This is a genomic window from Streptomyces yongxingensis (assembly GCF_055597465.1).
In genome coordinates this window covers 9,106,501-9,120,965 of record NZ_CM145717.1, presented here as the reverse complement: position 1 = coordinate 9,120,965, position 14,465 = coordinate 9,106,501, and the positions used below count along the sequence as shown (strand labels likewise).

The 14,465-nt window shown below is 71.6% G+C and carries 10 protein-coding genes and 1 riboswitch; of the genes, 6 read left to right on the top strand and 4 right to left on the bottom strand.

Annotated elements, in window-relative coordinates; genetic code table 11:
• Positions 1-17 precede the first annotated feature (17 nt).
• Positions 18-239 carry a CbtB domain-containing protein gene (locus ACZ6TD_RS39130; RefSeq protein WP_201850408.1) on the bottom strand — a complete coding sequence of 74 codons (222 nt, stop codon included), beginning with the start codon at positions 237-239 and terminating at the stop codon, positions 18-20.
• A gap of 56 nt (positions 240-295) precedes the next feature.
• Positions 296-430: riboswitch (cobalamin riboswitch) on the bottom strand.
• 82 nt (positions 431-512) lie between these two features.
• On the opposite strand from ACZ6TD_RS39130, the gene ACZ6TD_RS39125 reads away from it, so the two are divergent.
• The gene (locus ACZ6TD_RS39125; RefSeq protein WP_471345758.1) at positions 513-1,439 is read left to right on the top strand and encodes a cobalamin-binding protein; all 927 of its coding nucleotides are present in this window, start codon (positions 513-515) and stop codon (positions 1,437-1,439) included.
• Between the two features lie 98 nt (positions 1,440-1,537).
• Here ACZ6TD_RS39125 and ACZ6TD_RS39120 read toward each other — a convergent pair whose 3' ends face one another.
• The 3 genes from ACZ6TD_RS39120 to ACZ6TD_RS39110 form a co-directional block, all read right to left on the bottom strand.
• The gene (locus ACZ6TD_RS39120) at positions 1,538-4,669 is read right to left on the bottom strand and encodes an alpha-mannosidase (RefSeq protein WP_471345756.1); all 3,132 of its coding nucleotides are present in this window, start codon (positions 4,667-4,669) and stop codon (positions 1,538-1,540) included.
• 197 nt (positions 4,670-4,866) lie between these two features.
• The gene (locus ACZ6TD_RS39115) at positions 4,867-6,213 is read right to left on the bottom strand and encodes a 6-phospho-beta-glucosidase (RefSeq protein ID WP_471345754.1); all 1,347 of its coding nucleotides are present in this window, start codon (positions 6,211-6,213) and stop codon (positions 4,867-4,869) included.
• A 47-nt stretch (positions 6,214-6,260) separates the two neighbouring features.
• A complete protein-coding gene (locus tag ACZ6TD_RS39110; RefSeq protein ID WP_471345752.1) occupies positions 6,261-7,010 on the bottom strand; it encodes a DeoR/GlpR family DNA-binding transcription regulator in 750 nt (249 codons plus the stop codon).
• A gap of 126 nt (positions 7,011-7,136) precedes the next feature.
• Here ACZ6TD_RS39110 and ACZ6TD_RS39105 point away from each other — a divergent pair, with 126 nt between their 5' ends.
• The 5 genes from ACZ6TD_RS39105 to ACZ6TD_RS39085 all read left to right on the top strand — a co-directional run bounded on the left by ACZ6TD_RS39105 (position 7,137) and on the right by ACZ6TD_RS39085 (position 14,464).
• Entirely contained in the window at positions 7,137-8,186 is a 1,050-nt protein-coding gene (locus tag ACZ6TD_RS39105; protein ID WP_471345750.1) for a PfkB family carbohydrate kinase, read from the top strand.
• 153 nt (positions 8,187-8,339) lie between these two features.
• Positions 8,340-9,620: an extracellular solute-binding protein gene (locus tag ACZ6TD_RS39100; protein WP_471345748.1), complete on the top strand. Its 1,281-nt coding sequence runs from the start codon at positions 8,340-8,342 to the stop codon at positions 9,618-9,620.
• Between the two features lie 12 nt (positions 9,621-9,632).
• Complete coding sequence (locus ACZ6TD_RS39095; protein WP_471358436.1) at positions 9,633-10,616, top strand: carbohydrate ABC transporter permease; 984 nt, start codon at positions 9,633-9,635, stop codon at positions 10,614-10,616.
• 9 nt (positions 10,617-10,625) lie between these two features.
• Positions 10,626-11,462, top strand: a complete 837-nt coding sequence (locus tag ACZ6TD_RS39090; RefSeq protein ID WP_471345746.1) for a carbohydrate ABC transporter permease — start codon at positions 10,626-10,628, stop codon at positions 11,460-11,462.
• Positions 11,462-14,464, top strand: a complete 3,003-nt coding sequence (locus tag ACZ6TD_RS39085) for a glycoside hydrolase family 2 TIM barrel-domain containing protein (protein ID WP_471345744.1) — start codon at positions 11,462-11,464, stop codon at positions 14,462-14,464. The genes ACZ6TD_RS39090 and ACZ6TD_RS39085 overlap by 1 nt, the downstream gene beginning before the upstream one ends.
• The last annotated feature ends 1 nt before the right edge of the window (position 14,465 follow it).

Genomic DNA, 14,465 nt, shown 5'->3' with positions numbered 1-14,465 from the left:
GTGCCGCGTCCCTCGCGTCAGTGGCAGGGGAAGCCGAGCAGATGACGGGCGTCATGCACCCACTCGTGGACGCCCTCGCCGGAGACGACCGCGGTGGCGCCCTGCTCGGCGCCGACGAAGTACAGCAGGACCAGCATCAGGATGCCGAAGAAGACGGCCCAGGGAGCTATCGCCTTCAGCGGCAGCGTGGCGGGAAGGGCGGGAGTGGTGGCTGTCGGCTGCGCGACATGCTGCGCCATGACAGTGGCCTCCTAAGGGAGTTCGCGTCCCATCTCGGTGGTGCACAGGACGATGGCCGCGGGTCTGACTCACGGGACGTCCCCTTCGGATACGTCTCGTTCACAGTGGCGCGACCGTGCCGGATTCCCACCGGCTTCCGTCAGGCCATCGTCGATATCGCACCGACGGTACCGCGTGTCGGATGCCTGGCCAAGACCGCCCACCTGGTGAGACGCCGGCAGCCACGCGCCGCCTGTCACCAATGTCCCGGACAACCCGCCTACAGTCGCGGTATGCGCATCGTCTCCCTGCTGCCCGCCGCGACCGACATCGTCGCCGAACTCGGACTCGCCGAGCACTTGGCCGGCCGGACCCACGAATGCGACTGGCCGCCGGAAGCGGTGGCGGACATCCCCGTGGTGACCGCCACCGGCCTCGACCAGGACGCCCTCACCAGCCGGGAGATCTCCGACGCGGTCGGCGGCGCGACACACTCCGGGTCGTCGCTCTACACCCTCGACACCGAGGCGCTGGCGGCCGTGCGCCCCGATGTGGTGCTCACTCAGGACCTGTGCGAGGTGTGCGCCGTGTCGTACCGGAAGGTGAGCCGGGCCGTCCGGGCGCTGGACGCCGGCACCCGCGTCCTCAGCCTGGATCCGCGCACGCTCGACGATGTGCTGGACTGCCTGGTGACAGTGGGCGAGCTGCTCGGCGTGCGCGAGCGCGCCGAGCGGCGCCGGGCCGAGCTGCGCGACCGCCTCGACCGGATCCGTCGGGCGGTGGCGGGCCGGGCCCGGCCGCGGGTCGTGGCGATCGAATGGCTCGACCCGCTGTGGCCCGCCGGACACTGGGTCCCCGACCAGATCGCCACCGCCGGAGGCGAACCGCTGCTCGCCGCGTCCGGTCAGCACACCAGCCCGATGACCTGGGAGGCGGTGCGCGCCGCCCGGCCGGAGGTGGTGCTGGTCCTGCCGTGCGGCTTCCCGCCCGAGCGGACCCTGCGGGAGACGGACCTGCTCACCCGCCTGCCGGGCTGGACCGACCTCCCCGCCGTACGGGCCGGGAGTGTCTGGGTGCTGGACGGCCCGGCCTACTTCAACCGCCCCGGCCCGCGCGTGGTGCGCGGAGCCGAGGTGCTGGCCCACGTCCTGCACGGCGTACGGGCCGGGGACGAGGTGACGGCGGCCGAGGCTCTCCCGTTCCCGGACCGGTCGTCCTGACCTGCCGTCCGCCGCACCCTGGCTCGTCCTCGCCGCCGTCCCGGCCCCGGCGGTGACCCCGCTGCCCCGCCGCCCGCGGCGGACCGGGTCCCCTGACCTCAGCCGGCGGGGGTCAGCCGCACGGTGAGGATCTGGAACGGCCTTAGCGCCACGGCCAGTTGGCCCGCACCGAGCGCCGAGACCTCCGCGGGCCGCTCGGCCGACGGACGCTCCAGCAGGTCCGTGACCTGGGCCCGGCCGAGCGGGAATCCCGTGCGCAGCACCGCCCGCGCCCGGCCGCCCAGCGACTCGTACAGCCGCACCACCACATCGCCCGATCCGTCGTCGGCCAGCTTGACCGCCTCGACGGTCACCGCCGGATGGTCGCTGGTGATCACGGGGGCCGCCGGGGTCGCGGCGCCGACGCGCAGCGGCAGGTTCAGCGCGTACCCCTCCGCGATGGCGTCCTCGACCGTCGCGCCCGGCAGCAGCGCGTAGGTGAAGCGGTGCTTGCCCTGGTCGGCTTCCGGGTCGGGCACGCGCGGCGCGCGCACCAGGGAGAGGCGGACCGTCGTGGTCGTCCCGCCGTCCGACTCCCGTGTGGTGCGCGAGACGTCGTGGCCGTAGGTGGCGTCGTTGAGCACCGCGACCCCGTAGCCCGGCTCCCCGATGTGCACCCAGCGGTGGCCGTACACCTCGAAACGGGCCGCCTCCCAGCTCGTGTTGGTGTGGGTGGGGCGCTGCACATGGCCGAACTGGATCTCGGCGCGGGAGTGGTCGGCCCGCACATCGACCGGGAAGGCGGCCTTGAGGATCTTCTCCGCCTCGTGCCAGTCGATCTCCGTCTCGATGTCGACACGACGGCTGCCCGCCCGGACCACGATGGTCTGCGCGATCCGCGAGCCCTTGCCGAAGGCGCGCTCCACGCGCAGCGCCCCCAGCAGCGGGCCGTCCTCGGCCACCGTGATGGACTCGGCGTCGGTGAGGTCCGTGTAGCGGTTCCGGTAGTGCTTGTCGATGTCCCAGGCGTCCCAGTAGTTGGGCAGGTCGCTGTGGAGGCGGAGCAGGTTGCCCGCCGCGTCCGGCGCGAGCACCTCGCGGTCGGCCGCCAGGTCGCGTACGGACGCGATGGTGCCGTCGTCCGCGAGCTCCACCCGCACCAGGCCGTTGTCCAGCACCCGGCCGTCGACGGTGACCGGACGCGGGGGCGTCCCGCGCGGGACGAGCGGCGCGCTGCCGTTCGCCGGGACCCGCGTCCACACGGCCACCGAACCGTCCGCGAGCCGCTGCCCGTCCGTCAGCCCCTGCCCCTTTGCGGCGACCTCCGCCGGCACCGTGACGACCTCGGCGCGGTCGCGAGGGCTGGTGTTGAACACGGCGGCCGACCCGTCACCGGTCGCGGCCAGGGCATCGAGCGCCCGCTCGGTGAGCTGCCGCACCTCCGCCGCCACCCGCGCGTACTCGGCCTCGGCCTCGCGGTGCACCCAGGCGATCGACGACCCGGGCAGGATGTCGTGGAACTGGTGCAGCAGCACCGTCTTCCACAGCCGGTCCAGCTCCGGCAGCGGATAGCGGTAGTCCGGCGCGTGCAGCGCGGCCGTCGTGGCCCACAACTCGGCCTCGCGCAGCAGGTGTTCGCTGCGCCGATTGCCCTGCTTGGTGCGGGCCTGTGAGGTGTACGTGGCGCGGTGCAGCTCCAGATACAGCTCCCCGGACCACACCTGGTCCTTCGGGACCTCCTCGCTCGCCTCCGCGAAGAACACGTCCGGGTGCTCGATCCTCACCCTCGCCGAGCCCTCCAGGTCGGCGAGGCGGCGGGCGCGCTCCATCATCTCGCGGGTGGGGCCGCCACCGCCGTCGCCGTGCCCGAACGGGGCGAGCGAGCGGGTGCCCACGCCCTTGTCCTGGTAGTTGCGCACCGCGTGCGCCATCTCCTTGCCGGAGAACTCGGCGTTGTAGGTGTCCACCGGCGGGAAGTGGGTGAAGATGCGGGTGCCGTCGATGCCCTCCCACCAGAAGGAGTGGTGGGGAAGCTTGTTGGTCTGGTTCCACGAGAGCTTCTGGGTGAGGAACCACTCGTTGCCGGCGAGCTTCGCCAGTTGCGGGTAGGCCGCGTTGTAGCCGAAGGAGTCCGGCAGCCACACGCCCTTGGTCTCGATGCCGAAGTGCTCGATGAAGAAGCGCTTGCCGTGGACCAGTTGCCGGGCTATCGCCTCACCGCCGGGGAGGTTGCCGTCCGACTCCACCCACATGCCACCGACCGGCGCCCACTGGCCGCGTCTGACGGCCTGCTGGATACGGGCCCACACCTGCGGGTAGTGGTCGCGCACCCAGGCGTACTGCTGGGCCTGCGAGCAGGCGAAGACGAACTCCTCGTACTCCTCCGCCAGCGCGGTGACGTTGGAGAAGGTGCGGGACGTCTTGCGCTTGGTCTCCCGGATCGGCCACAGCCACGCCGAGTCGATGTGCGCGTGGCCGACCGCCGACATGATGTGCGCGCTGGCGTGCGCGGGCCGGTCCAGCGCCGTCCTCAGCACGGCGCGGGCGTCGGCGGCGGTGCCGGAGAGGTCGTCCAGGTCCAGGGCGTCCAGGGCCCGGTCCAGACAGGTCATGATCTCGTGCCGGCGCGGATCGTGGACGTCCAGCTCCAGCATCAGCTCGCGCAGGACCTGTACGTCCAGGGAGAGGTGCCAGACCTCCTCGTCGAGGACGGCGAGGTCGGCGCGCCGGAAGGTGTACAGCGGCTTGTCGCCCGCGGTGAGCCGGTCGCCGAGCGGGGTGGGGCCGATGAAGTCGTCGGCCAGGATGTCCGGGTTGGAGGCGGCCTCCACCAGGTAGTGGATCTCCTCGCCACCGACGGCTTCACGGGCCACGGGCACGTACTGGTTCTGCGGGTTGACGGCCTTCAGGGGCCGGCCGTCCGGCAGATGGACGAGGGCCTCGGCCTGGTTGCCGGGCCAGTCGCCGACGAAGCCGAGGTCGACCACCGTCTCGACGCGCTTGCCCGCCCACTCCGCGGGCACCCGTCCGCGCATGCGGAACCAGGTGGTGCCCCACGGCGGACCCCAGGGCGTGTCCATCGCGAACGGCTCGTACGGGGCCCGCGCGGCCTCGGCGAAGGGCACCGGCTCGCCGGGGGCCTGCCAGGCTTCGACGGTCAGCGGGGTGGTGGCGGAGTAGACGGCGGGCTTGATGCGCTGGTCGTGAATGCGCGCGACGCGCTCCTCGATCCGGCGGCGTTCATCGTGCACGGGGAACTCTTTTCGGGGGTGGGGGTTGACGGCATGGGGTCGGCCGCGGCCGCGTTGCTCGGGGATCGCTACGGTTCGGGAAGCGCCCCGAAGGGGCGCGGGTCTGTGTCGATGTGCGGCTCCGCCGCGTGGGCGCGACCAGCCACGACGGCGCCGCAGTCGGCCGACGACGCATCGCGACACTTTCAGCGGACCGCTCAGGTGAGGTACGCGAGCCCGGGATGTGCCTGGCGGTAGGCGTCCACCAGGCGGCGGGCCACCTCCACCGAATCGATGAGGGGGTGCAGGGCGAACGCCTTGACGGCCGCGGCGCGGGAGCGGGAGGCGGCCGCCGCGAGGGCCTCGCGCTCCACCGCCTTGACCGAGCAGACCAGGCCGGTGGCGTGTGCGGGGAGCGGGGAAACGGCCACCGGGTGGGCGCCGTTGCCGTCGACCAGACAGGGGACCTCGATGACCGCGTCCTCGTCCAGGGCGGACAGTGTGGTGCGGTTGCGCACGTTGAGGATCAGCGTCGTGCGCTCGTCGCGGGCGATGGCCCGCATCAGGGCCAGGGCCACCTTCTCGTAGCCGCCGGACTCGGTCAGGGACTCCTCGTCCCGCTCCCCCGCGCCCGCCGCCTCGCGGTTCTCCGCCATGTACGTGGCCTCGCGCTCGGCCCGGGTGTCGTCCCACGTCCTCAGCGCGGGCGCGGCCGGGTCGCGCAGGGAGTCGTAGAACCGGGCCTGCTGCTGGCACAGGAAGGCGCCGCGGGTCTGCCGCGCCTCCCGGTACGCCGTCACCGCCTCGCGGTTGAAGTAGTAGTAGTGCAGATACTCGTTGGGGACGGCGCCCAGCGACTGGATCCACTCCGGGCCGAAGAGCTTGCCCTCTTCGAAAGAGCCCAGCAGCTCCTGGTCGGCGAGCAGCCGCGGCAACTGGTCGCGGCCGTCGAAGTACAGCCCGCGCAGCCAGCCCAGATGGTTCAGCCCCACATAGTCGATCCACGCGTCCCGCGGACGCTCGGCACCGAGCGCGCGGGCCACCCGGCGGCCCAGGCCCACGGGCGAGTCACAGATGCCGATCACCCGGTCGCCCAGGTGGCGGGACATGGCCTCGGTGACGAGACCGGCCGGGTTGGTGAAGTTGATGAACCAGGCGTCCGGGGCCAGCGCGGCCACCCGCCGGGCGATGTGGTCCACCACCGGCAGGGTGCGCAGCCCGTACGCGATGCCACCGGCGCCGACCGTCTCCTGCCCCAGCACGCCCTCGGCCAGCGCCACCCGCTCATCGGCCGCCCGCCCCTCCAGGCCGCCGACGCGGATCGCGGAGAACACGAAGTCGGCACCCTTGAGCGCCTCGTCCAGGTCCGTGGTGACGGTCACGGTCGGTGCGTCCGGATGGTCCGCGGCCTGCTCGGCCAGCACCCGGGCGATGGCGGAGAGCCGGCCGGCGTCCAGGTCGTGCAGGGTCACGCGGGTGACCCGGCCCTCCCCGCGATCGGCGAGCAGCGCCCCGTACACCAGCGGCACCCGGAATCCCCCGCCGCCGAGAATGGTCAGTCTCACTGAAGAACCTCCGAGATGTCCCGACTCGCTGTCCGCTCCGGGAGCGATCAGACCTTGATCACTTCGACACCGGCCTCGGCGAGGACCGCACAGGTGGCCTGATCCGCGGACGCGTTGGTCACCACGATGTCGATGTCCTGCGGACCGCACACCTTGGCCACCCCCCGGCCGGGGAACTTCCCGGCGTCCGCGAGCAGCACCGTCTTCTCGGCGGCGGCCATCATCGCCCGCTTCACCGGCACCTCGACCACGGTCGTGTCCATCACATGGCCACCGGGCCGGATGCCGCTCGTGCCCAGGAACAGCCAGTCGGCGTGCAACTGGCGCAGGCTGTCCTCGGTGAGGAAGCCCACCAGCGAGCGGTACTCACGGCGCACCACGCCCCCGGGCAGCACCAGTTCTATCCCGGTGTCCTCCGCCAGCTCCTCGTACACCACCAGATTGCTGGTGATCACGGTGAGGCGGCGGCCGTGGAGCTGCCGGGCCAGGCGGTAGGCGGTGGTGCCGATGTCGAGCAGCACCGTCTGGCCGTCCTGGACCATCGCGGCGGCGCGCTCCGCCACGGCGTCCTTGTCGGTGACCCGGACCTCCGCGACCTCGGCGAAGGGCTGATCGCCGTCCTCCGCCACGGCGCCCCCGTGCACCCGGGTGAGCAGGCCGTCCTCCTCCAGTCTGATCAGGTCGCGGCGCACGGTGGCGGCGCTCACCCCCAGCTCGGAGGAGAGGTCGGTCACGGATGCGGGGCCACCGGAGCGCAATGCCCGCAGGATGAGTTGGTGTCGTCGCTCTGCCAGCATGCGGCGCACACTACCCTGCAATTTCAATCAACTCCATGCTTGTTTTTGATGAGGTCTTGAAAACTTTGCTCAGGTAGCCCACGATCCACGTCAGAACTTGCACACCTTTGACGAGAGGACGCGCTCGTGAGCGAGCCGCTCCCCGACGGGTCACCGGGCGATACCCCTCCCGACGTCCTGCTCACCGGTCTGCTCTTCTACGACCTGGTCTTCACCGGCCTCGGCCGGGGACCCGTGCCGGGCGAGGAGATCTGGGCCAGGGGTATGGGCAGTGGCCCCGGCGGCATCGCGAACCTCGCGGTGGCCGCCGCCCGCTTCGGGCTGCGCACCTCGCTGGCCACCGTGTTCGGCGACGACCTCTACGGCCGCTACTGCCGTGAGGTGCTCGCCGGGCAGGAGGGTGTCGACCTCTCGCCGTCCCGTACGGCACCCACCGGCTGGCACACGCCCGTCACCGTCTCGCTGGCGCTGGGCGCGGACCGGGCGCTGGTCACCGGTGGCGCGGAGCCCCCGTACGGCCAGGACGAGCTGATCGGCGACCCGCCGGCCGCCCGCTCCGCGCTCGTGCACATCGGCCCCGAGCCACAGGACTGGATCGCCAAGGCGGCCGCCTCGGGCACCCGGGTCTTCGCCGACGTCGGCTGGGATCCCTCCCAGCGGTGGTCCACGGATCTGCTCGACCAGCTCTCCCTGTGCCACGCCTTCCTGCCCAACGAGGCCGAGGCCATGGCGTACACCCGTACCGCCACCCCGCGGGCGGCCCTGCGCGCGCTCACCGACCTGGTGCCGGTCGCCGTGGTCACCCGCGGCCGGGACGGGGCGATCGCGGTGGACCAGGACACCGGGGAGCACGCCGAGGCCGACGCGCTCGACATCGATGTCCTGGACGCCACGGGCGCCGGCGATGTCTTCGGCGCGAGCTTCGTCGCCGCCACCCTGGCCGGCTGGCCCCTCGCCGAACGGCTGCGCTTCGCGGTGCTCGCCTCGGGGCTGTCCACCCGCCGCCACGGCGGAGCCCTGGCGGCGCCCGGCTGGGGCGGCGTCGCGGAGTGGTGGCACGAGGTCGTGGCCGACCCCGGCGCCGGGGAACTCCGCCGGACGTACGGCTTCCTCGCCGACCGGATCCCCGCGGGCGTCGGCCCGCCTCCGCCGGAAGCGCCGGCCACACCGCTGTGACCGGCCGCGCCGTGGTGACCCGCCACGCCGTGGTGACCGGCCGCGCCGTGGTGATGCGGCGCCACACCTTTTCGCAGAAAGCCCCTTCCCCAGGACACCCCCACGGCAACACCCCGACACCTCAACGACGAGACACCGAAAGGCGGTGAAGCAGTGCACCCCTCACGCAGAGGACTGCTTCGCGCGGGCCTGGCAACCACCTCGGCCGCCCTGCTGGGCAGCGCGGCCGCGGGCTGTGCGGTTCCGGCCGGATCGACCGGCCGGAACATGACACTCTGGTACTGGGGTGGTGGACTGAGCGACAAGCTGGTGGAGGACGCCGCCAAGCGCTTCACCCAGGTCGACCTCAAGGCCACCCAGATCGGCGGATACTTCCGCTCCAAGCTGCTGACGACACTGACCGCCCGCGCCTACGCGCCCGACATCACCGGCCTGAAGGGCGAGGACATCGCCTCGCTGCTGTCCAACGCCGACCAGTTCATCGACCTCAACACCCTCGGCGCGGACCGGCTCAAGAGCCAGTACCTGGACTGGAAGTGGGCCCAGGGCACCGCCGACGACGGCCGTCAGATCGGCTTCCCCATCGACACCGGCCCCTGTGTGCACTACTACCGCCCCGACGTCTTCGCCAAGGCGGGCCTGCCCACCGAGCCCGCCGAGGTGGCCGCCGCCATGAGCACCTGGGACGACTACTTCGCCGCGGGCGAGCGGCTGGTCAAGCGGGTCAAGGGCGCGTACCTGGTCAACGACCTGCTGGCGGTGCTCAACATGGGCATCGGCCAGTCGGCGAAGCGCTTCGTCGACAAGGACCGCCACTTCATCGGCGACCAGGAACACATCGTCCGCGCCTGGGATCTGGCGCTGGAGTGCAAGAAACGAGGTCTCGTCTCCCCCTTCAAGTCCGGCACGGTCGACCAGACCGCGGCGCTGGAGGACGGCAGACTGCCCAGCCAGCTCGGCGCCTCGTGGGTGTCCGGGGACTTCAAGTCGCAGCTCACGAAGTCCGCCGGCAAGTGGCGGGTGTCCTCGATGCCCGAGCGGCCGGCCAACGACGGCGGCTCGTTCCTGGGGATCACCAAGTACTGCCGCAGACCCGAGGTGGCCTTCGAGATCATCACCTGGCTGCTCGGCCCCGAGAACCAGACCCGCGGCTTCGTGGAGGCGTCGCTCTTCCCCTCCACCCCGGCGTCCTACGAGATGGCCGCGATGCGCGAGCCCGACCCCTTCTTCGGCGGTCAGATCACCAACGACATCTTCGCCCGGGCCGCTCAGCGGATCCAGATCGCCTACTACAGCCCGTACGACGTGGCCCTCAAGCAGCCGATCATGGACGAGCTGACCTCCGTCCACGTCTCCGGCAAGGACCCGAGGCGAGCCTGGCGGGACGCCATGAGCACATGCCGACGCATCGCGGACCACCTGGGGGTGAGCTGAGCCATGGCCGACATGAAGACCGCACCGGCCGCGGCGGTCGCGGCCGCGCCGAGCCCCGCGGGAACGGCGGGCACGGCAGCCACGGCGCCGTACAGCCGCAAGGGCGGCATCCGCCGCCACTGGCGGCTGTACGCGGCGATCTCACCGTTCTATCTGCTGTTCCTCTGCTTCGGCCTGGTCCCGGCCGGCTTCTCCCTCTTCCTCGCCTTCCAGCGCTGGGACGGTCTGGGGGACATGGAGTACGCGGGGCTGTCGCAGTTCCGCTATCTGCTCGCCGACACCCAGTTCTGGGACGCGGTGCTCAACACGGTGGAGATCTGGGCCATGGGCACGCTGCCCATGCTGTTCATCGCCCTGGTCAGCGCCGTGATGCTGAACTCCGCGGTGCGCTTCAAGGGCCTGTACCGCTTCGCCTACTTCGTGCCGTCCGTCACCTCGGTCGTCGCCGTCGCGGTCATCTTCGGCTCCATCTTCTCCACCAGCTTCGGCCTGATGAACGCCGTGCTGAAGACCGTCGGCATCAGCGAGGTGGCCTGGCTGAACGAGCCCTGGGGCATCAAGGTCGCCGTCGCCGCGCTGATGACGTGGCAGTGGACCGGGTACAACGCGATCATCTTCCTGGCCGGTCTCCAGACCATCCCGACCGAGCTCTACGAGGCGGCGAGGGTCGACGGGGCCGGGCCGATCCGGACCTTCTTCTCGGTCACCATGCCGATGATGCGCCCGGTCATCCTCTTCACCGTGGTGGTCTCCACGGTCACCGGCTTGCAGTCGTTCTCCGAGTCCCAGGTGCTGCTCGGCCGCAACGACGGCCTGTCGACCTTCGCGGGCGGGCCCGAACACGCCGGACAGACGGTGGTCCTCTACTTCTTCCAGCAGACCTTCGACAACAACGACTTCGGCTACGGAGCGGCCATCGCCTGGGCGATCTTCATGATCGTGGTGGTCTTCTCCCTCATCAACTGGCGCCTGGTCAACCGCCGGGAAAAGGGCTAGGAGGCCGTCATGAGCAGGACCAAAGGGGCCATGGCCCGCGGTGTCTCGCTGCACACCGCGCTGATCGCGGGCGTGCTGCTGTCCGTCTTCCCGTTCTATCTGGCCGTCGTGATGGCCACCCGGACCTCCAGCGAGATCTTCTCGTACCCGCCGAAGCTCTGGCCCGGGTCACACTTCCGGGAGAACGTCGGCCACCTCTTCGACACCATCGACTTCTTCGGGTCGATGCTGAACTCGCTGATCGTCGCCGGCACCGTCACGGTGCTCGTGCTCTTCTTCGACTCGCTCGCGGCATTCGTCTTCGCCAAGTTCGACTTCCCGGGCCGCAAGCCGCTGTTCGGGCTGATGATGGGCATCTTCATGCTGCCCGCGCAGCTCTCCGCCATCCCGCAGTTCGTGATCATGGCGAAGCTGGGCTGGATCGGCTCGCTCACCGCGCTGATCGTCCCGGCGGCGGCCAACGCGTTCGGCATCTTCTGGATGCGCCAGTACATGACGGGCGCCATCCACGACGAGCTGATGGACGCCTCGCGGCTCGACGGCTGCAGCTTCCTGCGCCAGTACTGGCATGTGGCGCTGCCCGTGGTCCGCCCGGGTCTGGCGTTCCTCGGCATCTTCACCTTCATGAGCCAGTGGAACGACTACGCCTGGCCGCTGATCGCCCTGACCAACCCGGACCACGTCACCCTCCAAGTGGCACTGTCCCAGCTCAACAGCGTGCACAGCATGACGGACTACGGCATGGTCATGGCCGGTGCCCTGCTGGCCCTGATCCCGCTACTGGTCATGTTCATCTTCGCGGCCCGCCACTTCATCGCCGACCTGGCCAAGGGAGCCATCCGCTGATGCGCCAACCGCCCCCGTACGCCCGCCCCTGGGAGACGCCCGAGCTCACGTCCTGGCGCCGGCTGCCGCTGCACGCGGTGGTGCGCGGCGCCACGGACACCGGCCGGACGGCGCTCGACGGCGACTGGCGGTTCCAGTTGCTGGCCTCGCCCGACGAGCCGCTCGCCGAGCGGTGGGGAACCGCCCGGGTGCCCGGCTGCTGGACCACGCAGGGCACCGACGACCTCCCGCACTACACCAACTTCACGATGCCGTGGCCGGAGTTCCCCCCGGCCTCCCCGGCGAAGAACCCGACGGGGGTGTACGAGCGCGAGGTCGACATCCCCGCGGAGTGGGCGGGCAAGCGGATCGTGCTCCACGTCGGGGCCTTCGAGAGCGTGCTGCTGGCCGAGGCCGGCGGCCGCCCCGTGGGCATGGGCAAGGACTCGCATCTGGTCAGCGAGTTCGACATCACCGACGCCGTGCGGCCGGGCGAGCGCACGACCGTACGGCTCACCGTGGTCAAGTGGTCGGACGCCTCGCACATCGAGGACCAGGACCACTGGTGGCACGGTGGCATCACACGATCCGTGTACCTCTGTGCCGTCGACCCGCTGCACCTGGCCGATGTGCGGATCACCGCACCGGCCGACGGGCGGCTGCGGGCCGAGGTGCTGGTCCGCTCGGCGCACGGCGCCCTCCCCGCCGGGTGGTATGTCACCGGATCGCTGGAAGGCGTCGGTGAGCTGCGGTTCGACGCGGAGTACGCCGCCTGGTGCGCCGCCGAGGAGCGGGTGTCGGACTTCCTCGGCGAGGCCCGGCTGCACACCACCGTGCCGGAGGTGCGGACCTGGTCCGCGGAGACCCCGCACCTCTACGACTGCGTGATCCGGCTGCACCGCGCGGACGGTTCGGTCGCGGACACCTCGTACCACCGCGTCGGCTTCCGCGATGTCGCGGTGCGCGGCCGGGATCTGCTGGTCAACGGCGAGCGGGTGTTCATCCGCGGGGTCAACCGCCACGACTTCCACCCGCTGACCGGCCGCGTGGTGTCGTACGACGACATGCGCGCCGACCTCGTCACCATGAAGCGCTTCGGCTTCAACGCGGTGCGCACCTCCCACTACCCCAACGACCCGGTCTTCCTCGATCTCTGCGACGAACTGGGTCTGTACGTCGTCGACGAGGCGAACATCGAGGCGCACGACCACGCCCACGAGATCGCCGACGACCCGCGCTACCTCGCCGCGTTCACCGACCGCGTGTCGCGGATGGTGCTGCGCGACAAGAACCATCCGTCAGTCATCGTGTGGTCGCTGGGCAACGAGTCCGACTACGGCGCCAACCACGACGCCGCGGCCGGGTGGGTGCGCCGCCACGACCCGAGCCGGCCCGTGCAGTACGAGGGGGCACTGCACCGCGGCTGGACCCGCCCGGACACCGTCACCGACATCGTCTGCCCGATGTACGCCTCCATCGACGAGATCACCGCACACGCGCGCTCCGGCAAGCAGACCAAGCCGCTCATCCTGTGCGAGTACTCGCACGCCATGGGCAACAGCAACGGCAGCCTCGCCGACTACTGGGCGGCCATCGAGTCCACCCCCGGTCTCCAGGGCGGATTCATCTGGGAGTTCTGGGACCACGGCATCCTCCAGCGGCTCTCCGACGGCCGCCCGGCGGGGCTCGCGGGCGCGGGCGGATACGGCGGCGGGGTCGCCGGGCCGGGGATGCGCTGGGCGTACGGCGGCGACTTCGGTGACACGCCGAACGACGGCGCGTTCATCGCCGACGGCGTCGTCTTCCCTGACCGCACGCCCAAGCCCGTCCTGTACGAGCACCGGGAGATCGCCGCGCCGGTGCGGCTGACCCACGACGAGGAGGGGGTGCGCGTCCACAACCGCCAGCACTTCCGCGATCTGTCGTGGCTGGCGGCCGAGTGGGTGCTGTCCGTCGAGGGCAACGGCGCCGACCACCCGCCGGTTCCGGCGCAGCTGCCGCACCTCCCGCCGGGCGCGAGCGCCCCGGTCGAGCTGGAGCCGGACCTGCTCGCCGGGCTGCCGTCCGGCCCGGGCGAGGCATGGCTGACGCTGCGGGTCCGTACGGCGGAGGAGGAGGCGTGGGCACCGGCCGGCACGGAGGTGTGCACGCCGCGGGTGCGGCTGCGGGAGCGTGCCGCGCCCACCGCGCCGGTCGACGGCCACGGCCTGCCGCCGGTGGAGGTCGACGAGGACGGGCTGCTGGCGCATCCGGCGCTGTCCGCACCACCGGTGCTCTCGCTGTGGCGGGCGCCGACGGACAACGACGAGCTGGGCGGGCTCGGCGAGCGGTGGCGGGCCTGGGGGCTCGATGCCCCGCGCCGCCGGCTGGTGTCCGTCGAGCGGGGCGCCGCCGGGGCCGTCACCGTCCTCGCGGAGTACGACACCACCGCTGGTCCGGTGCGCCATCGGCAGGTGCTGCGGCCGGTGCCGGACGGGAGCCACGTCGGGAACCACACCGAGAACCACGTCGGAAACCACGCCGGCCACGTCGGGATCCACGTGGAGGAGACCGCCGAGCTGCCCGCCGGGCTGACGGATGTGCCCCGCGTGGGCACGGTCTTCGAGACGGCCACCCGGCACGACCACCTCGCCTGGTACGGGCCGGGCCCCTGGGAGACCTACCCCGACCGCTGCGCGGGCGGGGCCGTCGGCCACCACCAGGCCGCCGTGGACGAGCTGTTCACCCCGTATCTGCGCCCGCAGGAGAGCGGCGGGCGGCACGCGGTGCGCCACTTCACGCTCGGCGCCCGGTGGCGCGTCACCCTCGACGCGCCGCGCCAGATCTCCGTCACCCGCCACCGCGCCGCCGACCTGACCGCCGCGGCGCACCATGACGAACTGGTCCCGCGCGACACCTGCGTGGTGCACATCGACGCCGCGCACCGCGGAGTCGGCACCGCCTCGTGCGGCCCCGACACCCTTGCCCGCTACCGCGTCGGCCCCGGCACGTACCGCTGGTCCTGGACGCTTTCCGCCCTCTAGG

Excerpts from the sequence above, each read along its gene's own strand:
- ACZ6TD_RS39130 (WP_201850408.1), bottom strand. The coding sequence starts at position 239 with ATGGCGCAGCATGTCGCGCAGCCGACAGCCACCACTCCCGCCCTTCCC.
- ACZ6TD_RS39125 (WP_471345758.1), top strand. The coding sequence starts at position 513 with ATGCGCATCGTCTCCCTGCTGCCCGCCGCGACCGACATCGTCGCCGAA.
- ACZ6TD_RS39110 (WP_471345752.1), bottom strand. The coding sequence starts at position 7,010 with ATGCTGGCAGAGCGACGACACCAACTCATCCTGCGGGCATTGCGCTCC.
- ACZ6TD_RS39095 (WP_471358436.1), top strand. The coding sequence starts at position 9,633 with ATGAAGACCGCACCGGCCGCGGCGGTCGCGGCCGCGCCGAGCCCCGCG.
- ACZ6TD_RS39090 (WP_471345746.1), top strand. The coding sequence starts at position 10,626 with ATGAGCAGGACCAAAGGGGCCATGGCCCGCGGTGTCTCGCTGCACACC.
- ACZ6TD_RS39085 (WP_471345744.1), top strand. The coding sequence starts at position 11,462 with ATGCGCCAACCGCCCCCGTACGCCCGCCCCTGGGAGACGCCCGAGCTC.